Genomic DNA, 22,123 nt, shown 5'->3' with positions numbered 1-22,123 from the left:
CCGGGAGGAAAAACCCAAGCAGTGTGGTGATTCCGAGCAAATTCATGGTGAGAGCTGGAGTAATCCAATCACCGGCGACTTCCCCGATGTAGCTGGCGATCTCTAGAAATAGATAGATGCTTGATCCGGCTAGTATTGGCTTCAACGATTTCATGTGTTTCGTGTCACTTAACTGGTAACTAGGATTTGAAAACGGTTATTAGTGACTAATCGGGCGGAATCGCCGTTTAGTTTGTGGCACGACGCCCTTCCCTCTGCAACTGTCTGATTTGACGCGGGTTCGTTCGGTGAACCTGCGTTGCTAGGGATCAATTCGTACATATAGTTGCGAAATTTCCTACCTTTGGGTGCGGCGATCTGCTGCTGTGTTTTGCCCTCGTGTGGCGTCCAATATGCCACGAGCTTTTGTTCTGAGGCAAACATGGCCGAGAAGTTGCTGGACCAGATGCGGCGTGTAATGCGCACCGGGCATTACAGTTACCGAACCGAGGAGGCGTACGTACACTGGGTCAAGCGCTTCATCCGGTTTCACGGTTTGCGGCATCCGGAGGAAATGGGCAAGGCCGACATCGAGGCTTTTCTGTCACATTTGGCCATAGACCGAAACGTAGCACCTTCCACTCAGAATCTGGCGCTGAACGGTATTCTGTTTCTCTACCAGAAAGTTCTGGAGGTCGAGCTGCCGTGGCTGGATGACGTCGTCCGCGCACGGCGAAAAACAAATATGCCGGTGGTGCTGGATCGCTCGGAGATTCGTGTGATGCTGGCCGAGCTTGCCTCACCGCACGATCGGATTGTCGGTCTGCTTTACGGTTCGGGACTCCGTATATCCGAGGCACTGCGCCTGCGCATCAAGGACGTGGATTTTCGTCGTCGCGAAATCATCGTGCGCAACGGCAAGGGTGCGAAGGATCGGGTAACGGTGCTAGCCGATTCGTCGCTACCCGCCCTGAAGGTCCAGGTCGAAAAGGCTTTGGCCATTGCCGAGCTTGACCGCTACCGAAACCGCGGCGGCGTGCACCTGCCGCATGCTTTGGCACGCAAGTATCCCGACGCCCGCTTCGAGCCCGGCTGGCAGTGGGTGTTTCCGGCCCAGAGGCTTTCCAAGGATCCGCGCACCGGGCTTGTTCGTCGGCACCACCTGCTCAACCAGGCGGTGCAGCGGGCAGTCAAGCTGGCGGGCCGGCGTGCAGAGCTGTACAAGCCGGTCACCTGCCATGCCTTTCGCCACAGCTTTGCCACGCACTTGCTGGAATCGGGAGCGGATATTCGTACGGTGCAGCAGTTGCTGGGACATTCGGACGTTCGCACCACGATGATCTACACGCATGTGATCAACCGCGGGGCGATGGGGGCGCGCAGTCCTATGGATGGCATGTGAGCCGGCCGCAAGAGCACTCCCTCCGGTCATACGCTCTCCGCGCAGCGCGGATCAGCGAGATTCCTCCGCCGGACCCTGCTGATCGTCATTCAGGGTTAACTGCCACGAAACCCCAAAGCGATCCTGTAGCCAGCCAAATAGCGGGCTAAAGCCGTAATCATCCAAAGGCATGGCCACCTCTCCGCCTTCAGACAGAAGGTCGAATGCGCGCTTCAGCGCTTCGGCGTTGTCAAACTCCACAAAGAGCGAGGTGGCTGGAGTAAAGGTGAAGTCGTGCACCGGCGGACTGTCGAATATGATCAACTTGTGGCCGGCGAACTCTACATTCGCCAGCCGCAACTTGCCTTTCATGTCTCCGCTATCGTGAAGCTCCTTCTCGATCACTTTGAAATCCGGAAAGACTGATTCATAAAGTTCCATGGCTGGCTCTGCGGTGCCTTGAAACATCAAATGGGTCGACACCGATACCGCCATGAGCCCTCCCGACCATCCCATCAAGGCCAGGAATGCCAATGTCGCTGTGATTCTCATGCTTGCGTCTCCGTTTTAACGCTGCGCACATCGGCGCGAGCGAAGCGGGTGTCCGCCGCCGACAGGCGCGGATTGCCGTCCCGTGATAGGCAATGGGGCACGCACCCCGATGGATGCCGTCTAGCCGACCTGGAAAATCTGGATACGATTGCCGCAGGTGTCATCGAGGACAGCCAGTCTCGTCGGCCCCATGTCGGTCGGTTCCACACTGAAGGCCACACCCAGATCCTTCAGGCGGTCGTACTCGCCATCGACGTCATCAACCTGGAAAGCGGTCAGCGGTATGCCGGCCTCGTAAAGCGCCTTCTGGTAGTCGCGGGCGGGTGCAAAGCCCATGGGCTCGAGGACCAGCTCGGTTCCGTCCGGATCTTCCGGCGAGACGACGGTCAGCCATCGATGCTCGCCCATCGGGATATCGGTCTTCTTTCTGAAGCCGAGCTTTCCGGTGTAGAAGGCCAGGGCCTTGTCCTGATCGTCGATTAGAACGCTGTTCAGTCGGATTCGCATGGTGCGCTTCCTTGGGCTGTGGGCGACAGGATGATTGTCCATGCACGGCTGCGGGCCTGCCTATCGAAAATTGCTTTTCTATAGTTGGACGGCGCCTGGCCGGTTACCTGCCGAAACAACAAGGAAAACGAGTTGGGGCTCTTGTAGCCGACGGCCATGCAGGTGCTGGTGACCGTCCACCCCTCTTTCATGAGTTGCCGGGCATGGGCCATGCGGACATCGCGCAGATATTGATGCGGGGTGCGTCCGTAGTGCTGCCTGAAACAGCGGATGAAGTGGTGTTGCGACAGGCAGGCTTGATGGGCGATAGCGGCCAAATCGATGGGCTGGTGGTAGTGGCGATCGATGAAACGCCGGGCACGCATGATGCGCTGCGTAAGGTGTCGGGCTGGATAGCGCTCGACAGCCATGCGGCGAACGGTATTGGCATAGAAATCCATCGGCTTCGCCCAATCGATGACGGCTCCGGGCACGCTACCGCCATGGCCCGTGCAGCAGTCGCGTCCCCGGGGCCAGTCTAGCGGGAGGGGTCGACCGGTTCAAATTGGGCGGGGTGTGGGGGTGTGCTCAGTGTGCGAGATCCCGGCTCGGGGGCCGGGATGACGATTGTATCTGGTGCTGCGGGATCCCGGCCCTGGGGCCGTTATGACGAATCTTCAGGGGTGTGAGGTCCCGGATAATCGCTGTGCGATTTCCGGGACGACAGGGGCCACTACTCAGCCATCTTTTTGAGGACTTCGCTGGCGCAGGCGACGGTTTCGGTGATGTCGGCGGCGGTGTGGGCGCTGCTTACGAAACCGGCCTCGAAGGCCGACGGGGCCAGGTAGATGCCGCCCTTGAGCATTTCGGTGAAAAAGGTCTTGAACTGCTCGATGTTGCAGGCGGCGGCCTGTTCGAAATTGCTGACTTCCGCAGCGTCGGTAAAGAAGATCCCGAACATGCCGCCGACGGCCACGGTGGTCATGGAAACGCCGGCCTGGTCGGCGACCTGCTTGAAGCCGTCGGCCAGTTGCCGGGTGCGCGCCTCGAGTCTTTCGTAGAAGCCTTCTTCTTTCAGCAACTCCAGGTTGGCGATGCCGGCGGCCATGGCGACCGGGTTGCCGGACAGCGTTCCCGCCTGGTAGACGGGACCCTCGGGCGAGACCATCTTCATCAACTCGTATTTGCCGCCGAAGGCACCGACCGGCATGCCCGCGCCGATGACCTTGCCGAAGGTGGTCAGATCGGGCGTGACCCCGTAGCGGCCCTGGGCGCCGGCCGGGCCGACGCGAAAACCGGTCATGACTTCGTCGAAGATCAGCACCGCGCCCTGCTCGTCGCAGATCCGGCGCAGGCCTTCCAGGAAACCGGGCGCTGGCGGTACGCAATTCATGTTTCCGGCCACCGGCTCGACGATGATGCAGCCGATGTCATCCGGATACTCGTCGAACAGGGCACTGACGCTGTCGAGGTCGTTGTAGCGGGCGTTGAGCGTCAGTTCGGCCAGTGCGGCTGGAACGCCGGGTGAAGTCGGTACACCCAGGGTCTGGGCGCCGGATCCGGCCTTGACCAGGAAGCTGTCGCCGTGGCCGTGGTAGTTGCCCTCGAACTTGATGAAGCGGTCCTTGCCGGTGGCCGCACGCGCCACGCGCAGGGCCGACATGGTGGCCTCGGTGCCGGAATTGACCATGCGCAACCGATCCAGTGAGGGAATCATCTCGCACAGCATCTCGGCCATGGTGACCTCGCCCGCCGCCGGCGCACCGAAGCTCAGCCCCTTCGCTGCGGCCTGCTGCACCGCCTCAATGATGTGCGGATGGGCGTGGCCGCAGATCATCGGGCCCCAGGAGCCGACGTAGTCGATGTAGCGCTTGCCGTCGACATCGAACATGTAGGCGCCCTCGGCATGATCGAAGAAGATCGGCTCGCCGCCGACGGCGGCAAAGGCGCGCACGGGCGAGTTGACGCCGCCGGGAATGCGGGCGCGGGCACGGTCGAAAAGGTCGTGACTGACGGTCATGGTTCGATCAGCTCCTGGTAGTCGCGGGCACGTTGGGTGATGTCTTCGGCTTCAAACAGATCGCTGATGACGGCCACCCAGCGTGCGCCGGCTTCGAATACTTGTGCGGCGTTGGCCAGGGTGATACCGCCGATGGCCGCAATCGGCTTTTCGAAGGCGGCCGCGCGGGTGATGACATCGAGCGAACAGTGTACGGCATCGGGCTTGGTGGGCGAGGCAAAGACACTGCCGAAAGCCAGGTAGTCGGCGCCGGCTTCGGCCAGGCGCCGGGCGCGCTCGAGATCGTTGTAACAGCTCGCACCGATCAGGGCGTTCGGACCAAGCGCTTTGCGGGCTAGGGCGATGTCATCGTCGTCGCGGCCGAGGTGTACGCCGTCGGCGCCGATGCGCGCGGCGAGTGCCACATCGTCGTTGATGATCAGCCACGTGCCGTGCCGACGGCAACGCTCGAGCAGCTCAAGGGCGATGCCTTCGTCGGGCCGCGGCTTGGCGCGGTACTGCACCAGCGAGACACCGCCGGCCAGGGCCTGCTCGACGGCAGCGAGCAGTTTCCCGGGCGGCCAGCCGTCGGGCGTGATGGCGTACAGGCCCGAACCGGGCACGTGGGCGGACTCGATCATTTAAAATGGGCAGTTCATCTCGAAGACGGAAATTCTAACCGGTGAGCGAAGAGCAGCCCTACAAGACCTGGATGTGCATTGTCTGCGGATTGATTTACGACGAGGCCGAAGGCTGGCCGGACGACGGCATTCCGCCCGGCACCCGCTGGGAAGATGTGCCCGAGGACTGGGTCTGCCCGGATTGCGGGGCCGGGAAGGAAGACTTCGAAATGGTGGAGATGTAGGACAGGTGCGAGATCCCGGATAACCGCTGTGCGGTTTCCGGGATGACCGGGGGTCAGTTTCCGCTCGTCTCCAGAATCCCCGATTCCCATCGGCCGTCGGGCCAGAGCCGGAACCAGCGCGCGGACGGGCCGAGGTCGCTGGGCGTGAACTTTGGCGCATCGCGCTCGCCGTTGGCCGCGCTCGACGGGGCCGACAGGCAGGCAATGCCGTTCTTTTCTCCTTCGTAAACCTGGTGCACATGGCCGAAGGCCACGGCCCGGACCGGCTTGTCGGCCAGGCGCTTCCAGAAGGGCTCGGGCTCGATCAAGGGATATTTGTCGATCCAGGGGGCACCCACCGGTAGCGGTTGATGGTGGACGAACACCATCGCCGGCATGCCTGGCTCGAGTTCGTCCAGCGGCGCCAGCCGTTCTTCGTCGAGCTCGCCTTCGGGCCGATTGGGCCAGGCCGAATCCAGCAGGGCGAGCTGCCAGTCACCGAGAGTCAGGATCGGCCCGGCATCGAAACCGAGTTCGTCGAACACATCAGCCATGGTCGCTCGCTCGTCGTGATTACCGGGCAGCCAGGCGATCACCGGCGCCAGGTCGCGCACGAACCCCCCCATGCGCCAGTACGACTCCGGCGAGGCGTCTTCGGAAACATCACCGGAGAGCACGATCGCTTCCGGCGCCAGCTCGCGGATGGCCGGGCGCAGGCTGGCCAGGTTGGCATCGGCCGACTGGCCGCGGTAGAGGGCCTGCGGGTCGGCCGACAGGTGACTGTCGGACAGTTGCAGCAGCGTGACAGGCTGCTTGGCGGTGGCGGGAAGCGATGTCATGGGCGAAAGGATACCGTGCCGGTTCTCTCCCGTGGGCGCGGCCGCCGGGCCGTGAAGCCTATTCGGGGCGGTCGGCTTCTTCGCTCGGCCTGTCGGCCTTCTTGCGCTCGCGGAATGAACCGACGATGACCGTGGCGACCAGCATGATCAGCTCGTCAATGAAGGGAATCGGGTCGGGAAAAAAGATGTTGGCGCCGAAAAGCGCCGCCAGGATCAGGAACAGGGTCGGAAAACGCCGCCGCTCGAGAAAGCGCTGGATGGGGCCGAAAAGTTTCCTGAAGATCCACATGCTGGGGACGCCTGTTTACCGACCATCAGCTTATCACTCCGACACCACACCTCTGTCATCCCGGAAACCGCGCAGCGGTTATCCGGGATCTCGCACCTACCCGGTGCCAGGCAGTTGGGCCCTGCAGGTTCAGACGTGCGAGGCCCCGGATATCGGCTGGCGCCGATTCCGGGGCGACAGGAAGTTGGTTACGGCGGGGGAGCTAGCTGTGCAATATTGCCCACTTCAATGCGGTCACCGGGCTCCAGGCCCAGTTCGGCGGCGCGGCCAGCGTTGATTTCGAGCACGTACTGTGCCGGCCCGGCGCTGGGATAGTTGGGGCATCGGCCGCTGCGTGAACGACATGGCGGGGTGTCGGCGCTGATGTTGACCACACGCAGGTCGCGATCGAGATAGATGATGTCGAGCGGAATACGCGTGTTCTTCATCCAGAACGAGCGCGGCCGCTGGTCCGGAAAGATGAAAAACATGCCCCGATCGTCGGCCATCTCGTCGCGAAACATCAGGCCCTGCGCGCGAGTAGCCTCATCGGCGGCAATCTCGACGATAAAGCGCTCGCCCGCGACCTCGACATACGGCTCACCGGCTTTGCAGGCTGCAAGAACCAGCATTGCCATCACCGGGACCGTCAGCTTGATCAGGCTATTGGCCATGGTCTGACATCATAGCCTCTTCAGACTGCGACGTAAGCTGATCGACACCCCTTCAGTCGCCCAAATGCGCTTCCAGCCACTGCTGCTGCTCCCACAGCATGTGCAACAGGGAAGCGCGAGCGCGGTAGCCGTGGCTTTCGTGCGGCAACATCACCAGCCGCGCCATTCCGCCCAGCCCCTTGAGCGCGTCGAACAGGCGCTCGGACTGCATCGGGTAGGTGCCGGAGTTGTTGTCTTCAGTGCCGTGGATCATCAGGATCGGCTCGTCAATCTTCTCGGCGTGGAAGAACGGCGAAACCGTGGCGTAGACGTCCTGCGCCTCCCAGAAATCGCGCTCCTCGCCCTGGAAGCCGAAGGGCGTGAGCGAGCGATTGTAGGCCCCCGAGCGTGCAATGCCGGCGGCGAACAGATCCGAATGGGCAAGCAGGTTGGCGACCATGAACGCCCCGTAGGAATGACCACCGATGACGACCTGGCCGGGCTCCGCGACGCCGCGCTCGATCAGCACGTCGACCGCCGCCTGCGCGCTGGCCACGAGCTGCTCGCGGAAACTGTCGTTGGGCAGCGCCTCGCCCTCGCCCACGATCGGCATCTTCGGATCGTCGAACACGGCATAGCCCAGCGCCAGGTAGGGCAGCGGGCCCCAATAGCTCACGCGGTTGAACTCGTAGGGCGACTCGCGCACCTGCCCGGCCACAGAAGAATCCTTGTATTCGAGTGGGTAGGCCCACATCAGCACCGGCAGCGGGCCGTCGCCTTCTTCGTAGCCGGGCGGCAGGTAGAGCGTACCGCTGAGTTCCACGCCGTCGTCGCGTTGGTAGCGGATCAATTCCTTCTCGATGCCGGTCATCTGCGGGTGCGGGTGCGGAAACTCGCTGACCTGGGTGAGCGCATCGGACGACAGGTCGCGCAGGAAAAAGTTGGGCTGCTCGTCGCGCGCCTCGCGCAGGGTCAGGATGCGGCCGCCGGTCTCGTCCAGGACATCGACCACGCGCTCGTAGTAAGGCGCCTCGGACTGCCACAGGCGGGTGCTTTCCCCGCTGGCGACGTCGTAGCGGTCGAGGAAGGGGATGTTGCCTTCCGGCGAGGCGCCGTTGCCGGCCAGCAGGATGTGCTCGCCGTCGAAGGTGTGAATGACCGAGGTGCCGAATTCGCTCAGCGTACGGATCGGGTTGCCCGGGTCGTTGTAGGCGTCGTTGTAGCTGCGCTCCTGGAACAGCACCGGCTCGCGCTCGGGATCATCCGGAGCGATGATCCAGGTGCGCAGCTTGCGGTCGGCAAAGCGCCACTCCGTCAGCACCGCCAGGCCGTTGTCGGCCCAGTCGAGACCGGCGAAGCGGCGCTCGGTACGGGCCAGAATCTCGGGTGCTTCCTCGAAAGGCGCGGGCCAGTGGAAGACATGGTCGTGATAGTCGACCTCGGTGGACATGTCGCCACCGTCCTGGGCCTCGGCCCAGACCAGGGTGGCGGGCGCGTCGGCGCGCCACTGGATGCTGCGCCGCCCGGTTTGCACCGAGTCGAAACCCTTGGGTATGTCCTCGGCCGAAGGCAGATCTGCCACCAGGGTGACCGTGTTGCCCGCGGCGTCCCAGACCTGCGAGCGTCGCGCGAAGCGATAGTAGGGCACCGAATACGAGTAGGGCTGCTGCAGCGACTCGACCAGCAGGTAGCGCGTGTCCGGCGAGGAATCGAAATTGATGAACAGGGCCGGCTCGCCCAGTTCGGTGACCTCACCGTCAAGGTTCACGCGTGCCAGCTGTCCGGTGGCCAGGAAAGTGAAGCGTTCGGCATCCAGCGGTGTCTCGAGCAGGTCCTGGTAGGTGCGCACCGGCGCCTTGCTTTCGGGATCGGTTTCCTGGATCTGCGGGGCGATCGTTTCGACCGAAGGCTGCGGCAGTTCGCCGCCATGATTGACGGCCATGTTGATCAGCAGCCCCTTGCCATCCGGCAACCAGGTATAGGGTCCGGAGAGTACGCCGTTGAGCGGTCGATCGGACAACTCGCGCGCCTGCCCGCTGGCGACGTCGTAGATCCACAGCGTCCGCTTGTCGCCGCGTTCGAGCGTGAATGCCAGGTGATTCGAATCCGACGACCACGACGGCGCGTGGATGGCGCCCTCGGGCAGCCCCGCCACCGGCCGGCGTTCGCCGGTTTCAAGATCGTGCAGGACGAAGTTGTTGTAGCCGGTCGAGCGCGAGCGCGCAAAGGTAGCCGGCGTGATCCGCAGCCCGGCCAGTTTGAGCTCCTCGCGTGCCAACTCCGCCAGCGGTACCACGCGGTTCCATTCGAAGGCGGCCAGCCAGCGATTGTCGGGCGAGACCGTCGAGGCCGGCTGCATGGGTGCATCGACCAGTGCGGTCAGGGCAGGATCGGGTTCGCGGAATTCATCCTGGGCAAGGGCCGGTGCGGCCAGCACAAGAAGAATCAGGCTCAGGGCAAACGCGCTTCGCATGGTGTTCAATCCTTCACGGTGAGTCTTCGGGTCGGGCAGTATAGCCAACCGGCGTGATGCCTGGCCAAGTCAGCCTTCGAGCAGGGCTTTGAGCGCAGCGATATTGTCCATGGCGTCCTCGGACGAAGTTTCGTCGCTGCCGTGGCGGGCCGGCCAGCGAATGGCGTCTTCGGGCAGTTCCTCGAGGAAGCGGCTGGGCGTGGTCTCGACCACTTCGCCGGCGCGGCGCCGGCGGCGGGCGTAGCTGATGTACAGGCGGCGCTCGGCCCGGGTGAGGCCGACATACATCAGGCGACGTTCTTCCTCGATGCTGTCCTCGTCGACCGATCGGGTGTGCGGCATCAGGCCTTCCTCGCAGCCGGCCAGCCAGACGCGTGGAAACTCCAGGCCCTTGGCGGCATGCAGGGTCATCAGGCGCACCATGTCGGCACCGTCGTGACGATCATCGTCGGGACCCGCCGCCAGCGACACGCGCGCGATCAGTTCCTCGCCGGAGTTGACGTCGGCGCTCAGGCGCTCGACCCAGCCGGTGAGATCCTTGATCGATCGTCGGCGGCGATCGGCCTTCTTCGGATCGTCGTCGGTCTCGATCAGCCATTCGATATAGCCGATGTGTTCGATCATCTCGGCGAAGGCCTCGCCGATACTGTTGCGCTCGGCCCGGTCGTTGAAGTCGATCAGCATGTTGGTGAAGGCGCGAAAACCGCGCTGGGCCTGGACCGGCAACTCGGACTGGAACATCGGGTCGATGGCCGCCTCGAACAGGCTCTTGTGCGTGGCATCGGCATAGGTCGCCAGGCGCGACATCGCGCCCGAACCCAGCCCGCGCCGCGGTGCGTTGGCCACGCGCATGAAAGCCGGGTTGTCCTCCGGATTGACCAGCAAGCGCAGGTAGGCGAGGCAGTCGCGGACCTCTCGCGCGTCGAACCAGCTCGGTCCACCCGAAACCACGTAGGGCAGGCCGTACTCTCTTAATTGCTGCTCGATCGCGCGGGCCTGGAAGTTGGAGCGGTAGAGCACGGCGCAGTCGCCGTAACGGGCGTAGCCGCCGTGGACCTCGGTGACGATCGCCCGCGCGATCGACTCGGCCTCATCAGCCTCGTCGGCGTACTCAGCAATCTCGATCTTTTCGCCCGGGCCGTGCTCACTCCACAGCTTCTTCTCGAACTCGTGCGGATTGCAGCTGATGACCGAATTGGCAGCGGTCAGGATATGGCCGGTCGAACGGTAGTTCTGCTCGAGTTTGACCACCGCGAGATCCGGCCAGTCGGACTTGAGACTGACCAGGTTCTCCGGGCGCGCGCCGCGCCAGCCATATATCGACTGATCATCGTCGCCCACCGCGGTAAAGGCCCCGGTGTCGGCGGCCAGCATGCCGAGCAGACGGTACTGCGCCTCGGAGGTGTCCTGGTATTCGTCGACCAGCAGGTACTTGAGCTTGTGCCGCCAGCGGGTTCGCAGAACGGGATCCTCGAGCATCTTCGCCGGTAGCGCGATCAGGTCGTCGAAGTCGACCGCGTTGAGTGCGGCCAGGCGCTCCTGGTAGCCGGCGTAGATTTCGGCCGCGCGGGCGGCATTCTCGCTGCTGGCCGCCGCATGCGCCTGTTCGACGTTCAGGCCGGCGTCCTTGTAACGCCCGATGCCCGCCTGCACCGCGTAGACCATGTCGTTGGGTGCACCCGAGGGCAGCAGCTCACGCACCAGGTCGCCGGAGGTGTGCTGGTCGAGAATACTCAGCCCCTTGCGCCGGCCGACCGCTTCGGGCTCCGAGCGCAGGATCTGCCAACCCAGGGAATGAAAGGTCGAGATGGTCAGGCCATCGATCTTCTTGCGGCCCAGGCGCTTGGAGATACGGCTCTTCATCTCCCGCGCGGCCTTGTTGGTAAAGGTAATCGCCGCAATCTCGCGCGCGCCGTAATGACCCTTGTCGATCAGCCAGGCGATCTTCTCGGTAATCACCCGCGTCTTGCCCGAACCCGCGCCAGCCAGCACCAGCAGCGGCGAGTCGATATGCGTGACCGCAGCCTGCTGGGCGGGGTTTAGTTTGAGGGTGGGTTTGGGCATGGGGGCGGCATTGTAGCTTGCCCGCCCCGTTTGCGGGTGGGTGGCGGGTGGCTCGCCTGTTTCGCTGCCGCAGGGTTGGCTGATGTCACCGGTCGCTGTGGCGCCCTCGACAAGTCAAAGGCGGTTTCGCCCGCCTGCTCCGCAGGCGCTGGTTTGGCTGACGCCACCGGCCGCGGCGCGGGCCTCGACAAGTCAACTTCTGTTCCGCCCGCCCGCTTCGCGGGCTGATGGCGGGTAACTTTTTTCCCGCGCGAAAAAAGTCACCAAAAAACGCGCTTAAAAGCAGGCGGTTACGTCTCAATAACCTTCAGGCGGAGTGGCTTCACGGACTGTGACTGGGGCTTTGATTGGGCCCGGCTGCCGAACATGCTGGCTTGCGATGACGTCTGCAGCGGCCCGCATCTAGCACTACGACTTCGAGTGACGTTCCACCCTAGGGGCTTGACCCATCCTCAATCGAAGCCGACCCCGATCGAGGTCGTGCTGTCTGGGTGCGGGCTACGAAAAGGCTTTATCGAAAACGCCATGTTTCACGACCGAGCATTAGCGAAGGCAAGAGCAGTATCTCCGTTAAGCCCCGGAGCCATCTGGTGCTGCGGACCAACCGCGTCTTCTAAGAGCGTTTTTGGTGACTTTTGTCGCGACTGACAAAAGTTACTCGCCCAAAGAGCTTGCGAAGCAAGCCGGGCGAAATCGCTTTTGAAGTGTCGAGGCCACCACTGCGCCCAGTGGCAACAACCAATCCAACGCCAACAACACCCGCCAAAGCAAGCGGCCCGCCGGCCCGCCACCCGGCCCCCACCCCGAAAACGATATACTCCCCCCATGCATTTCCTCCTCCCCCTGACCGCCCTCCTGGCAGCGTTAGTCACCAGCGCGCCGGCGTCTGGTGCCGACATCACCCGCATTGAGCTGCAGCAGCGCGAGGACGTGGTGCTGCAGCACCAGCGCTTTGTCGGCAACACCCGCGCCCAGGCCAAGCGTTCGGGCGTGATCACGCGGGTACCGCAGCTCTACGTCTATTTCACGGACTACAGCACGGCCTGGCATTTGCACAGTTTCCGGCGCGGCTTCGAGCGCGAGTTGGCCCTGACCTACGACCACCAGCGACGCGAGCGCACGATGGTGGGGCTCGACCAGTTACTGGAGCGAACCCTCACGCCTCAAGGCGAAGAATTCACCCTGGAGGACCTGCCCCAGGCCGATATCTATCTGCTGGTTTACGAGCGGGCAGGCTGCGAGGACTGCGAACGGATAAAGGAGACCCTCGCCGACTGGCTCGCCGGGCGACCCGAGCTCAAAGCGGTCTGGATCGATGTCTGGCTGGGTCTGCGTACAGAACCCTGAGACACGAGCGCGATGGCCAAGCTGTACTTCTATTACTCGACCATGAACGCCGGCAAGACCACCGTCTTGCTGCAATCGGCCTATAACTACCTCGAACGCGGCATGCGACCGCTGCTGATCAGCCCCGGCATCGACGACCGGGCCGGCAAGGGCGTGATCCGCTCGCGCGTCGGCATCGAGCAGCCGGCCCTGGCCGTCGGCCCGGAGGACGACCTGTTCGAGTTGGTCCAGGGCGAGCTTGAGTCCGGCAACATCCACTGCCTGCTCGCCGATGAATCGCAGTTCTTCACCCGTGATCAGATCTACCAGCTGACCGAGATCGTCGACCGCCTCAGGATTCCGGTACTGGCCTTCGGCCTGCGTACGGATTTCCGCGGCGAACTGTTCGAAGGCAGCCAGTACCTCCTGGCCTGGGCCGATAACCTCAAGGAACTCAAGACCATCTGCCATACCGGGTCGAAAGCGACCATGGTGGTGCGCGTGGGCGACGACGGCTATGCCGTGACCGACGGAGAGCAGGTGGAGATCGGCGGCAACGAGCGCTACGTGCCGGTCTCGCGCGCCGAGTTCAAGCTGATCTTCTACGGCGGCAAGAAAGTGCGCGACTTCGAGCCGGTGCGGACCGAGAGCCAGCCCGACCTGCTCGACCCCTGATCACCCGCTACACCGCTGGCTCGACCGGCGTGGGCCGGGGCCGCAAGTAACGGCGATCAAGCCAGTAGCCGGCCGCGATGCCCACCGCCAGCGGGCCGAACCAGGCCAGGTGCTGGATGACTGTCGATCCCAGTTCCGGAACCAGGCGCATCAGGCCGATTTGCATGAAGGCGATGTGCGTGGCAACGCCATTGCCGATCATCGCGCCATAGTGTTCCTTCAGCCACCATTTCGGGCTCTGGGGGCCTTTGCGGAGCAGGTTCCAGGCGTCCCAGCCACCGAGCGGGCCGAGCAGGCCGAAGATGATCAACAGCCAGGCTTCGAACCACAGGCCCACAGTCACGACAGCCGTGCCGGCGACGGTCAACACGATGGCACTGAAGCGAAACCCCATACCGATATAGCGTTCGAAATCGCGCTTGCAGCGTACCGCCAGCCAGGCCATCCGGCAGGAGTGGCTAACCAGAATGACCAGGTAGGCGAGGAAGGTGGCGCCAATCCATTGGCCTTTGAGGGCCATCGACGCGGTCAGGGGAATGGCGGTCAAGATGACACCGATCATCGCTACCATGTAAACCTTGCCGACTCCTTTGTGAAGCGGCGATCCCTTCCTGGCCAGCCCGGCCGTCCAGAACGTGACCAGCGCAACCGTACCCACCAGGGCATGCGGCAGTGCGAAACCCGAAAGCAGTTGCGTGAATGTCATGTCCTTGTCTCCTCTGGTGAACGTGACCACAGGATCGACCACGGCGCAGGACCGTTCAGGTGCCGAAAGTCAGGAACGGCGGGTGCCGAAAGTCATGACTTTCAGCTATACGGTTGTGGTCGCGATTCGAGGCGGCTATACAGTGGGTATGAAATTTGACTGGAAACTCGCAGCGCGTGAATTGCTTGCAAGTCCGCTGGCCTGGGCCTCGTACCTGGCCTGGGCGGCAGTGTGGCTGACCGCCATGGCGGTCGTCGACCGACCCGGCCCCCTGCTCACCCTTGCCGACATCCTGCTGTTCGCCTTTCTGCTGTGCTGGATGGTCTGTCTGCTCGACGACCTGATTCCACGCCGTGTCTATGACGCTTCGCTGATCGCCCTGACGCTGCTGACCGCTTTGGCGTTGTGGTTCATCCCCGCCGGTTCAACGCCGATCCTGCTGATCCTGCTGGCCACGCAGTTCACCAACCGGCTTTCGCCCACATTTCTGGTGTTGTCCCTGGTTGCCGTCAATCTCTACTTCGCCGGCCTGATGATCGGGCCCTGGGGAATCAGCGTGCGCAATGCCGGCCTGACGATGCTGGGTTTCGTCGGCTTTCAGCTTTTTGCGGTACTGGTGATGCGCTATGCAAGGAAAGCCGAGCAGATGGCCGAGGATCTCCAGTCGGTCAACGCCCGGCTGCTGGCCACGCGCTCGCTGCTGGCCGAAACCGCGCGCGACCACGAGCGACTGCGCCTGTCGCGTGAACTGCACGATGTCGCCGGCCACAAGCTCACCGCTCTCAAGCTCAACCTGCGCGGGCTGGCCCGACGCCTCGACGACGATGCGGCCATGGAGGTCGGCAAGGCGACCGACCTGGCCGACGAATTGCTCCAGGACCTGCGCTCGGTCGTGCGTCACCTTCGCAATACCGAAGGCATCGATCTGGCCGAAAGCCTGCGCGAGGTGGCCCGACCCCTGCCGCGGCCGCGGCTGGAATTGCACCTGGACGAACACGCCCGCGTGCCGCGGGCGGACCAGGCCGAGGCGCTGCTCCGCACGGTCCAGGAAGCACTGACCAACGCCGCCCGGCACGGTCCGGCCGAGACCCTGCACGTGCGTCTCGACCGACACGCCGATCAACTGGTGCTGACGGCCGAGGACGACGGCGATTTCGACGGCAATGTCCGTCCCGGCAATGGCCTGACCGGCATGCGCGAACGCCTGGCCGAGCTCGACGGTACGCTCGAGATCTCGCAATCCGATCTGGGCGGCCTGAAACTGGTCGCCACCTTGCCCCTGGAGCTGAACTGATGACGATCCGCATCGCCCTGGCCGACGATCAGGCCCTGATTCGAGAGGGCCTGAAGTCGGTCATCAACGACCTGCCTGACCTCGAAGTCGTGATCGAGGCCGCTTCCGGCGAACCGTTGCTCGAGGCGCTGTCGGACGAGCCGGTGGATCTGGTGGTGTCCGATATCCGCATGCCCGGCATGGACGGCATCGAGCTGTGCCGCCAACTCAAGGACCGCAAGGATGCACCGCCGGTACTGCTGCTGACCACCTTCGACGACAGCCAGCTGATGCTCGCCGCCGTCGAGGCCGGGGCCCAGGGTTTCGCGCTCAAGGACATCTCGCCCGAAGACCTGGCCGAACTGGTCGCCGCCATCGTGCGCGGCGAAGGCCGGCTTCAGCCGATCAGTACCCAGGGCGTGGCCGAGCGCTATCCCTACCGCGACGACTCACCGCCGGTGGGCAGCTTTTCCGATCGCGAGATCGAGATCCTGCGCCTGATCGCCGGCGGCTATTCCAACAAGGAAATCGCACGCTCGATTCACTTGGCCGAAGGCACGGTCAAGAACTACGTCTCCGACATCCTCGACAAGCTCAACACCCGCGATAGAACGCGCGCGGTGCTGAAAGCCATCACGCTTCAGATCATTTGACCCAACCTGACGCCTCGGCCTGCTTCACCAGCCATTGTGAAAGATGGCGGATGCCGGTCTCTTTCACGCGCGAGGTCTTGCAGGCGAAATGGAATTCGTCGCCGGTGTTGAACTCGTGGGTGGGCAGGCGCACAAGGTCGGGGTCGGTGGCGGTATCGAGCATGTAGTCATTGGACAGGGCAATCCCCTGGTGATGACGCGCCGCTTCCTGGGCCAACAGCATGTGTGAAAAGTGCTGGACATGCGCATCGGCTGGGAGCCTCGCGTCACCAGCGGCGTACCAGCGCCGCCAGTCCTCGCCCGGACGCTCGAAGATGCTCGCCGCCGACAGCAGGGTAAAGCGTGACAACCACTCGGGGCGAATGGCGCCGCCACCTTTTCTGCGCACACCGGCTTCATCGAGTTCATCGCGGATGCGGTTCCAGTACTGGCGTGAGCAAACGGCGAACAGGCGCTCGACGTAGAGCCGCTCGGACTGGTAGCCACGTTGCTTGTAGCGAAAAGTGATGTAGCAATCGGCCAGGCGTTCGGACATCAGCGGCATGTCGGCCAGCATCTCGAGATCAATATCGAGCTCGGGATGCTGCCGCTGCAGATGCGGCAGGCGCGGAATCAGCCAGCTGACGGCAAACGAGCTGGGCACCGCCAGACGAATGCGCGAGTCGCTCACCCCCCGAAGCTGTTCGCTGGCGCGCTCGATCTGGGCCAGGGCCGGGGCGATGGCCTCGAGGTAACGCTCACCTTGTTCGGTCAGTGCGACACGGCGGCCGCCGCGATCGAACAGGCTCTCGCCCAGGTGGTCTTCGAGCTGGCGGATCTGGTGGGAGATCGCCGACTGGGTGACGTGCAGCTCCGCGGCCGCGGCGGAGAAGCTGAGCGTGCGGGCAACGGCCTCGAACACCGGCAGGGCCCTGAGCGGGGGCAGTCGCATTATCTAATTATCTAATATCAGATGAGTATTCATCATTTTACATAATGTAACACCACGCCCAGAATTCGTGCTTCGGTTCAAAGCGACGGTCCCGGCCAACCCCAGTGGTGTTTCCGGGACAAACGCTTTTTGATTGTTCACGCCCGAACAGGAGTCAAGGCATGTCGGGACGCACCGTCAACAGCGCTATCTTCCTGCTGGTCGTCGGGAATTTGCTGGCGATCTTCTCGGACACGCTGATCAAGTGGGCCAGCGGCGATATCGCCCTGTTCCAGTTCGTGGCGGTACGCCTGCTCTTCACGCTGCTGTTGCTCGCGCCCTTCCTGTCGCTGGTCGACTGGAAGAATTTCTGGGCTGGTTCGCGCGTGCACCTGGTTCGCGCGCACGTCGGCCTTGCCGGCATCCTGTGCATGGTGGTGGCGCTGGGCGCGCTGCCGCTGGCCACGGCCAATGCCATCTTTTACGCCGCGCCGGTCATGGTGATGATCCTCGGCGTGTGGTTCTTTGGGGAACGCCTGGGCCGTTCGAGCCTGATCGCGGTCGTCAGCGGCCTGGTCGGCGTGCTGATCATCCTGCGACCGACCGAAATGAACCTGGCCGGCTTCATTGCCCTGGGACTGGCCGTGGCGCTGGCGATCAACGCGGTACTGGTGCGCATGCTGCCGCGCGGGCAGTCGGTGGTGCACAGCCTGTTGCTCAACTACCTGTTCGCGTTGCCGGCAGCGCTGGTACTGGCCTTGATCGAGGGTGCGCCGATCGACTGGTCGGCGATGGGTGCGGCCTTCGGGTCGGCACTGTTCATCCTCGGCTACAACATGACGGTGATCCTGGCCTACCGCCACGTCGATGCCAACCAGGTCACCGCCTCGGAATATACCGGCATCGTCTGGGCCTTCGTGCTGGGCTGGTTGATTTTTGCCGAAGTGCCGGATCTGTGGTTCTGGATCGGTACCACGCTGATCGTCGTGCCGCTGCTGGTCCAGGCCTTACTGTCGGCACGACCGGCCAGCCGGCGCCGACTGGCTACCGCCGTGGGCGGATCACGCCGCGCCACCGACCGTTGGGCCGGCGGCAACGAACTCACTCGGCCGGCAAGCGCTCGCGATCGTGCTTGCGATGAAAATCCAGCGCCGGCCCGAGTGGCACGATGTAACTCGGATTGATGGTGTCGTGGCTGCCGTAGTAATGCCGCTTGATGGCCTCGAACTCGACCGTCTCTGAAATCCCCGGCACCTGGTAGAGCTCTCTCAGGTAGTTCGAGAGATTGGGATAGTCTTCGATGCGCCGGATGTTGCATTTGAAGTGCCCGACATAGACGGCGTCGAAACGAACCAGGGTGGTGAACAGGCGCCAATCGGCCTCGGTGATTCTCGGCCCGCAGAGGTAGCGATTCTCGTCCAGTCGTGCTTCCAGCTCGTCGAGTGTTTCGAACAGCGGGATGACCGCTTCCTCGTAAGCCTCCTGGGTGGTGGCAAAGCCCGTCTTGTAGACACCGTTGTTGACGTTGGTGTAGACCTTTTCGTTGACGGCGTCGATCTCCTCGCGCAAATCCTCGGGATAGTAATCACCTTCGGCCGCGCCGACCTCATCGAAGGCGGAGTTGAACATGCGAATGATCTCGGCCGACTCATTCGACACGATCGTGCCTCGTTTCTTGTCCCACAGCACCGGTACGGTGACGCGCCCGCTGTAGTCGGGCTTGGCCGCGGTGTAAACCTGGTGGAGAAATTCAGCATTGTGGATCGGGTCCGGTGTGACCTTGTAGCCGTCCTGAAAGGTCCAGCCATTTTCACGCATCAGTGGGTTGGCCACCGAAATCGGAATCAGCGACTCGAGCCGTTTGAGCTTGCGGAAAATGAGTGCGCGATTGGCCCAGGGACAAGCCAGCGCGACGTAGAGATGATATCGGTCGGGTTCGGCCTTGAACCCACCCTCGCCGGTGGGTCCGGCCGAGCCGTCGGGCGTGACCCAGTTGCGGAACGCTGCGGCATCGCGTTTGAAGCGACCGCCGGTGGAGTCGGTGTCATACCATTTGTCGTGCCATTCGCCATCGACGAGAAGACCCATGGACGTACTCCGCATTGAATTGCCAACGGCAATGGTAACAACACCGCCGCGCAACAGACCGATTCAATGCTCGAGGATACGCTGACACAGTTGTCCCGCGGCATCCTGATAGGGTCCGCCGAACAGGTTGGCATGGTTGAGCATGTGGTAGAGCTTGTAATAGAGGCGCCGGATCTCATACCCCTGCGGCAAAGGCCAGGCTTCCTCATAGGCACTAAAAAAGGCTTCGTCGTATCCGCCGAACAAATGCGCCATCGCCAGGTCGCACTCGCGGTCGGCGTAGTGTACGGCCGGGTCGAAGATGACCGGCTCATCGCCGGGAAGGCTGGCGGCATTGCCACGCCAGAGATCACCGTGAATCAATGACGGCTCTGGCTGGTGATTGGCAGCCACAAGGTCCCAGGCCGCCAGGGTCTCGGCTTTGAGTTCCCTCCAGCTGCTGTCGGGATACCGGCGGCGCAGGCGGTCGAACTGCGGTGCCAGGCGATGCTGTCCGAAAAACTCTCGCCAGTCCTCGGTGAGAATATTGATCTGCGGCGTTCGACCAATGTAGTTACCACGATGCCAACCGAAGGATTCGCCGGTACTTCGGTGCAGCTCAGCTAGCTTGTGGCCCAGCCGGGCATCGCAAAGGCGCGAACGTTCTCCCAATTGAAGATACTCGAGTGCCAGCCATCCGAATTCATCTTGAATCCCCCGACGGAGAACGCCGGGAACGCGGATACAGCCGCTTTCGGCCAGGGCTTTCAGCCCATCGGCTTCGGCCGACAGCAGTCCGGCCTGATCCAGCGGCAGGACCTTGAGAAACACCCAGCCTGTCGTGGCCTGGAGAACATAAGCCTCGGCTATGTCGCCGCCGGAAATCGGTTTGAATTCGAAGTCGTGCTCGTCGAGCCCGAGTTTTCGGGCGACGGCGTTTGCCTGTTCAAAATCAAGCGGCACGGTTCTCCGCTAACCGGCGACGTAGCGTTCGAGCTGCTCGATCAACTGCTGTTGGTCTCCGATCACGGCATTGACCAGATCACCGATCGAGACCACGCCCAGAAGCGCGTCATTTTCGACCACCGGCAGGTGGCGAATTCGTTTCCCCGTCATCAGGGCAAGGCCTTCCTCGGCTGAAGCCCTGGGTGAAATGGTGATTGCGGGCGACGAACAGATTTCGCTGACTTCAGTATCGCGCGAGGACCGGCCCTCCAGAATGACCTTGCGTGCATAGTCGCGTTCGGAAACGATGCCGTGGAGCTTGCCCTCGTCGAGCACCACCAGGGCGCCGATCCCCTTGGTCGCCATCAGGCGAATGCTGTCGTAGACCGTGGCCTCGGGACTGACGGACCAGATCTGGTCTCCTTTCTCGGCGAGAATCTGTCGAATCGTGTGCATGGCCATCACCCTTGCTTATTGGTCGATTTCGAGTATAGGCCTGCGATCAGCCTGTCGGCAAATGAGCGACTACTTGCCAATGCAGAAACTCGAAAAGATCCGACCGAGCAACTCATCGCTCGTCATCCGTCCGGTGATTTCGCCCAGGGACTCGGCGGCCAGGCGAAGTTCCTCGGCCAGCAACTCACCCGATCCGCTGGCAATCAACTCGGCCTGACCGCGCTGGAGATGCTCGCCCGCCGTGGTGAGGGCATCGACGTGGCGCTGACGGGCCGAGAATTCGCCGCCGCCGGATTCGGACAGCCCCAGCTCTTCAATCACGAGGGACTCGAGCAGGTCCAGACCCGCGCCGGTTTTCGCCGAAACCCGTACGTGGCGGCCCTCACGAGCGGCGGCCTCGCCGACAAGATCAATCTTGTTGTCAATGCGAATCAGGGGCACGGACTCGGGCAGACCCGGCAGGGGGTGGGCTTCGGGCGCGGTGGCATCAACCACCCAGAAGATCAGGTCGGCCGACTGCATTTCGCGCTCGGCCCGGCGAACGCCTTCGGATTCAATCCGGTCGCGAGTTTCGCGGATGCCGGCAGTATCCGCCAGGGTGACCGGCAGCCCGGCAATGGTGATGGTCTCGCGCAACACATCTCGCGTCGTTCCGGGAACCTCGGTAACGATGGCCGCATCGTGGCGGCTCAGCGCATTGAGCAGGCTCGACTTGCCGGCATTGGGCCGGCCCACAATCGCGATGCGCACACCACTGGAGAGCAGCCGGCCGGTGCCGGCACGGGCCAGCAGGTCACTCTGGCGCTGTCGCAATTCATCCACGCGCCCGGCCACTTGCCCATCGGCCAGAAAATCGATCTCCTCATCGGGAAAATCGAGCGCGGCCTCGACCCAGACCCGCAGCTCGACCAGGGCTTCGACCAGTTCATCCACCTCTTTCGAAAACGCGCCTTCGAGGCTTCGGTGAGCGGCCCGGGCCGCCGTTTCGGTCGCCGCCGAAATCAGGTCAGCCACTGCTTCGGCCTGCGCCAGGTCCATGCGATCGTTGACAAAGGCGCGCTGCGAAAACTCCCCCGGTCCGGCCCGCCGGGCGCCGGCAGCAACGCAGGCCCGAACGATCAGTTCGAGCGCCACTGGCGAGCCATGGGCGTGAAGTTCGACGATGTCTTCACCAGTGAAGGAATTCGGCTGCGGGAAGTGGATGACCAGACCGGTGTCGAGGGTTTGGCCCTGCGTATCCCGGATGGCGCGCAAGCCCGCCTTTCGGGCTTCCGGCAGGGAGCCGCTAATGCGTTCGGCAATCTGCGCACTGTCCGGTCCCGACAGGCGGATGACACCGACACCGCCCTGGCCCGGGGGGGTGGCGATGGCGACTATTGTGTCGGTGTTGGTGTTCATGGTTTTTGATTTTGCCATGTGGTGGTTGCTTTCGCCTGCTGCGTCGGCGCAAGATTGGCTGTCGGCACCGGTCGCCGTGGGGGCCTCGACAAGTCAAAGGCGGTTTCGCCCGGCGCGCTTCGCGCGCTCTTGCGGCGAGGTACTTTTTTGTCGCGCCAAAAAAGTACCCAAAAAAT

At 63.1% G+C, this 22,123-nt stretch carries 24 protein-coding genes; 7 read left to right on the top strand and 17 right to left on the bottom strand.

Going from position 1 to position 22,123, the window contains the following annotated elements:
* Positions 1-421 precede the first annotated feature (421 nt).
* The gene (locus tag G4Y73_RS08865) at positions 422-1,381 is read left to right on the top strand and encodes an integron integrase (RefSeq protein WP_205596575.1); all 960 of its coding nucleotides are present in this window, start codon (positions 422-424) and stop codon (positions 1,379-1,381) included.
* Between the two features lie 51 nt (positions 1,382-1,432).
* Here the strand turns inward: G4Y73_RS08865 and G4Y73_RS08860 are convergent, their stop codons facing one another.
* From G4Y73_RS08860 to thiE, 5 genes are all read right to left on the bottom strand, one after another.
* Complete coding sequence (locus G4Y73_RS08860; protein WP_205596574.1) at positions 1,433-1,912, bottom strand: VOC family protein; 480 nt, start codon at positions 1,910-1,912, stop codon at positions 1,433-1,435.
* A 120-nt stretch (positions 1,913-2,032) separates the two neighbouring features.
* Positions 2,033-2,419 carry a VOC family protein gene (locus G4Y73_RS08855; RefSeq protein WP_164231281.1) on the bottom strand — a complete coding sequence of 129 codons (387 nt, stop codon included), beginning with the start codon at positions 2,417-2,419 and terminating at the stop codon, positions 2,033-2,035.
* Positions 2,404-2,859 carry an AraC family transcriptional regulator gene (locus G4Y73_RS08850; protein WP_164231280.1) on the bottom strand — a complete coding sequence of 152 codons (456 nt, stop codon included), beginning with the start codon at positions 2,857-2,859 and terminating at the stop codon, positions 2,404-2,406. The genes G4Y73_RS08855 and G4Y73_RS08850 overlap by 16 nt, the downstream gene beginning before the upstream one ends.
* Positions 2,860-3,131: 272 nt before the next feature.
* A complete protein-coding gene (gene hemL / locus G4Y73_RS08845; RefSeq protein ID WP_164231279.1) occupies positions 3,132-4,418 on the bottom strand; it encodes a glutamate-1-semialdehyde 2,1-aminomutase in 1,287 nt (428 codons plus the stop codon).
* A complete protein-coding gene (thiE, locus tag G4Y73_RS08840; RefSeq protein WP_164231278.1) occupies positions 4,415-5,038 on the bottom strand; it encodes a thiamine phosphate synthase in 624 nt (207 codons plus the stop codon). Before thiE ends, hemL begins: the two co-directional genes overlap by 4 nt.
* A 71-nt stretch (positions 5,039-5,109) precedes the next feature.
* On the opposite strand from thiE, the gene G4Y73_RS08835 reads away from it, so the two are divergent.
* Positions 5,110-5,262, top strand: a complete 153-nt coding sequence (locus G4Y73_RS08835) for a rubredoxin (RefSeq protein ID WP_164231283.1) — start codon at positions 5,110-5,112, stop codon at positions 5,260-5,262.
* A gap of 53 nt (positions 5,263-5,315) precedes the next feature.
* Here the strand turns inward: G4Y73_RS08835 and G4Y73_RS08830 are convergent, their stop codons facing one another.
* The 5 genes from G4Y73_RS08830 to G4Y73_RS08810 all read right to left on the bottom strand — a co-directional run bounded on the left by G4Y73_RS08830 (position 5,316) and on the right by G4Y73_RS08810 (position 11,538).
* Positions 5,316-6,080: a metallophosphoesterase gene (locus G4Y73_RS08830; protein WP_164231277.1), complete on the bottom strand. Its 765-nt coding sequence runs from the start codon at positions 6,078-6,080 to the stop codon at positions 5,316-5,318.
* 58 nt (positions 6,081-6,138) lie between these two features.
* On the bottom strand, positions 6,139-6,369 hold the full coding sequence (locus G4Y73_RS08825; protein WP_164231276.1) for a DUF6116 family protein: 231 nt from the start codon (positions 6,367-6,369) through the stop codon (positions 6,139-6,141).
* A gap of 188 nt (positions 6,370-6,557) precedes the next feature.
* Positions 6,558-7,022, bottom strand: coding sequence for a DUF192 domain-containing protein (locus G4Y73_RS08820; protein WP_164231275.1), 465 nt, complete (start codon positions 7,020-7,022; stop codon positions 6,558-6,560).
* 52 nt (positions 7,023-7,074) lie between these two features.
* Positions 7,075-9,474 carry a prolyl oligopeptidase family serine peptidase gene (locus G4Y73_RS08815; protein ID WP_164231274.1) on the bottom strand — a complete coding sequence of 800 codons (2,400 nt, stop codon included), beginning with the start codon at positions 9,472-9,474 and terminating at the stop codon, positions 7,075-7,077.
* A gap of 69 nt (positions 9,475-9,543) precedes the next feature.
* Positions 9,544-11,538 carry a UvrD-helicase domain-containing protein gene (locus G4Y73_RS08810; RefSeq protein WP_164231273.1) on the bottom strand — a complete coding sequence of 665 codons (1,995 nt, stop codon included), beginning with the start codon at positions 11,536-11,538 and terminating at the stop codon, positions 9,544-9,546.
* Between the two features lie 825 nt (positions 11,539-12,363).
* Between G4Y73_RS08810 and G4Y73_RS08805 the strand changes: the two genes are divergently transcribed.
* Together G4Y73_RS08805 and G4Y73_RS08800 are read left to right on the top strand one after the other, a co-directional pair.
* Entirely contained in the window at positions 12,364-12,885 is a 522-nt protein-coding gene (locus G4Y73_RS08805) for a hypothetical protein (RefSeq protein ID WP_164231272.1), read from the top strand.
* 12 nt (positions 12,886-12,897) lie between these two features.
* The gene (locus G4Y73_RS08800; protein ID WP_164231271.1) at positions 12,898-13,539 is read left to right on the top strand and encodes a thymidine kinase; all 642 of its coding nucleotides are present in this window, start codon (positions 12,898-12,900) and stop codon (positions 13,537-13,539) included.
* A gap of 7 nt (positions 13,540-13,546) precedes the next feature.
* Here the strand turns inward: G4Y73_RS08800 and G4Y73_RS08795 are convergent, their stop codons facing one another.
* Positions 13,547-14,245 carry a hypothetical protein gene (locus G4Y73_RS08795; protein ID WP_164231270.1) on the bottom strand — a complete coding sequence of 233 codons (699 nt, stop codon included), beginning with the start codon at positions 14,243-14,245 and terminating at the stop codon, positions 13,547-13,549.
* On the opposite strand from G4Y73_RS08795, the gene G4Y73_RS08790 reads away from it, so the two are divergent.
* Both G4Y73_RS08790 and G4Y73_RS08785 read left to right on the top strand, forming a co-directional pair.
* Positions 14,244-15,539, top strand: a complete 1,296-nt coding sequence (locus G4Y73_RS08790) for a sensor histidine kinase (RefSeq protein WP_164231269.1) — start codon at positions 14,244-14,246, stop codon at positions 15,537-15,539. The two genes, G4Y73_RS08795 and G4Y73_RS08790, sit on opposite strands and share 2 nt — an antisense overlap.
* Positions 15,539-16,171 carry a response regulator transcription factor gene (locus G4Y73_RS08785; protein ID WP_205596573.1) on the top strand — a complete coding sequence of 211 codons (633 nt, stop codon included), beginning with the start codon at positions 15,539-15,541 and terminating at the stop codon, positions 16,169-16,171. The genes G4Y73_RS08790 and G4Y73_RS08785 overlap by 1 nt, the downstream gene beginning before the upstream one ends.
* Here the strand turns inward: G4Y73_RS08785 and G4Y73_RS08780 are convergent.
* Positions 16,164-17,102: a LysR family transcriptional regulator gene (locus G4Y73_RS08780; protein ID WP_164231268.1), complete on the bottom strand. Its 939-nt coding sequence runs from the start codon at positions 17,100-17,102 to the stop codon at positions 16,164-16,166. The two genes, G4Y73_RS08785 and G4Y73_RS08780, sit on opposite strands and share 8 nt — an antisense overlap.
* 161 nt (positions 17,103-17,263) lie before the next feature.
* Between G4Y73_RS08780 and G4Y73_RS08775 the strand changes: the two genes are divergently transcribed.
* Positions 17,264-18,265 carry a DMT family transporter gene (locus G4Y73_RS08775; protein WP_164231267.1) on the top strand — a complete coding sequence of 334 codons (1,002 nt, stop codon included), beginning with the start codon at positions 17,264-17,266 and terminating at the stop codon, positions 18,263-18,265.
* Here the strand turns inward: G4Y73_RS08775 and G4Y73_RS08770 are convergent.
* The 5 genes from G4Y73_RS08770 to G4Y73_RS13940 form a co-directional block, all read right to left on the bottom strand.
* Positions 18,183-19,169, bottom strand: a complete 987-nt coding sequence (locus G4Y73_RS08770) for a glutathione S-transferase family protein (RefSeq protein ID WP_164231266.1) — start codon at positions 19,167-19,169, stop codon at positions 18,183-18,185. The two genes, G4Y73_RS08775 and G4Y73_RS08770, sit on opposite strands and share 83 nt — an antisense overlap.
* Before the next feature lie 63 nt (positions 19,170-19,232).
* Positions 19,233-20,111, bottom strand: a complete 879-nt coding sequence (locus G4Y73_RS08765; protein WP_164231265.1) for a fructosamine kinase family protein — start codon at positions 20,109-20,111, stop codon at positions 19,233-19,235.
* A 9-nt stretch (positions 20,112-20,120) separates the two neighbouring features.
* A complete protein-coding gene (locus tag G4Y73_RS08760; RefSeq protein ID WP_164231264.1) occupies positions 20,121-20,549 on the bottom strand; it encodes a CBS domain-containing protein in 429 nt (142 codons plus the stop codon).
* A gap of 69 nt (positions 20,550-20,618) precedes the next feature.
* Positions 20,619-21,947 carry a tRNA uridine-5-carboxymethylaminomethyl(34) synthesis GTPase MnmE gene (mnmE, locus tag G4Y73_RS08755; protein ID WP_164231263.1) on the bottom strand — a complete coding sequence of 443 codons (1,329 nt, stop codon included), beginning with the start codon at positions 21,945-21,947 and terminating at the stop codon, positions 20,619-20,621.
* Positions 21,944-22,123 (bottom strand): hypothetical protein (locus G4Y73_RS13940; RefSeq protein ID WP_205596572.1); only part of this gene is annotated, 180 nt, incomplete at its 5' end. The genes mnmE and G4Y73_RS13940, both read right to left, overlap by 4 nt.

Origin of the sequence: Wenzhouxiangella sp. XN201 (assembly GCF_011008905.1) — a bacterium.
Classification (GTDB): domain Bacteria; phylum Pseudomonadota; class Gammaproteobacteria; order Xanthomonadales; family Wenzhouxiangellaceae; genus Wenzhouxiangella.
This window is presented reverse-complemented; position numbering and strand designations above follow the sequence as displayed.

Coding starts and splice junctions, on each gene's coding strand:
- G4Y73_RS08865 (WP_205596575.1), top strand. CDS start 422: ATGGCCGAGAAGTTGCTGGACCAGATGCGGCGTGTAATGCGCACCGGG.
- G4Y73_RS08860 (WP_205596574.1), bottom strand. CDS start 1,912: ATGAGAATCACAGCGACATTGGCATTCCTGGCCTTGATGGGATGGTCG.
- G4Y73_RS08855 (WP_164231281.1), bottom strand. CDS start 2,419: ATGCGAATCCGACTGAACAGCGTTCTAATCGACGATCAGGACAAGGCC.
- G4Y73_RS08850 (WP_164231280.1), bottom strand. CDS start 2,859: ATGGATTTCTATGCCAATACCGTTCGCCGCATGGCTGTCGAGCGCTAT.
- hemL (WP_164231279.1), bottom strand. CDS start 4,418: ATGACCGTCAGTCACGACCTTTTCGACCGTGCCCGCGCCCGCATTCCC.
- thiE (WP_164231278.1), bottom strand. CDS start 5,038: ATGATCGAGTCCGCCCACGTGCCCGGTTCGGGCCTGTACGCCATCACG.
- G4Y73_RS08835 (WP_164231283.1), top strand. CDS start 5,110: ATGTGCATTGTCTGCGGATTGATTTACGACGAGGCCGAAGGCTGGCCG.
- G4Y73_RS08830 (WP_164231277.1), bottom strand. CDS start 6,080: ATGACATCGCTTCCCGCCACCGCCAAGCAGCCTGTCACGCTGCTGCAA.
- G4Y73_RS08825 (WP_164231276.1), bottom strand. CDS start 6,369: ATGTGGATCTTCAGGAAACTTTTCGGCCCCATCCAGCGCTTTCTCGAG.
- G4Y73_RS08820 (WP_164231275.1), bottom strand. CDS start 7,022: ATGGCCAATAGCCTGATCAAGCTGACGGTCCCGGTGATGGCAATGCTG.
- G4Y73_RS08815 (WP_164231274.1), bottom strand. CDS start 9,474: ATGCGAAGCGCGTTTGCCCTGAGCCTGATTCTTCTTGTGCTGGCCGCA.
- G4Y73_RS08810 (WP_164231273.1), bottom strand. CDS start 11,538: ATGCCCAAACCCACCCTCAAACTAAACCCCGCCCAGCAGGCTGCGGTC.
- G4Y73_RS08805 (WP_164231272.1), top strand. CDS start 12,364: ATGCATTTCCTCCTCCCCCTGACCGCCCTCCTGGCAGCGTTAGTCACC.
- G4Y73_RS08800 (WP_164231271.1), top strand. CDS start 12,898: ATGGCCAAGCTGTACTTCTATTACTCGACCATGAACGCCGGCAAGACC.
- G4Y73_RS08790 (WP_164231269.1), top strand. CDS start 14,244: ATGTCCTTGTCTCCTCTGGTGAACGTGACCACAGGATCGACCACGGCG.
- G4Y73_RS08795 (WP_164231270.1), bottom strand. CDS start 14,245: ATGACATTCACGCAACTGCTTTCGGGTTTCGCACTGCCGCATGCCCTG.
- G4Y73_RS08785 (WP_205596573.1), top strand. CDS start 15,539: ATGACGATCCGCATCGCCCTGGCCGACGATCAGGCCCTGATTCGAGAG.
- G4Y73_RS08780 (WP_164231268.1), bottom strand. CDS start 17,102: ATGCGACTGCCCCCGCTCAGGGCCCTGCCGGTGTTCGAGGCCGTTGCC.
- G4Y73_RS08775 (WP_164231267.1), top strand. CDS start 17,264: ATGTCGGGACGCACCGTCAACAGCGCTATCTTCCTGCTGGTCGTCGGG.
- G4Y73_RS08770 (WP_164231266.1), bottom strand. CDS start 19,169: ATGGGTCTTCTCGTCGATGGCGAATGGCACGACAAATGGTATGACACC.
- G4Y73_RS08760 (WP_164231264.1), bottom strand. CDS start 20,549: ATGCACACGATTCGACAGATTCTCGCCGAGAAAGGAGACCAGATCTGG.
- mnmE (WP_164231263.1), bottom strand. CDS start 21,947: ATGAACACCAACACCGACACAATAGTCGCCATCGCCACCCCCCCGGGC.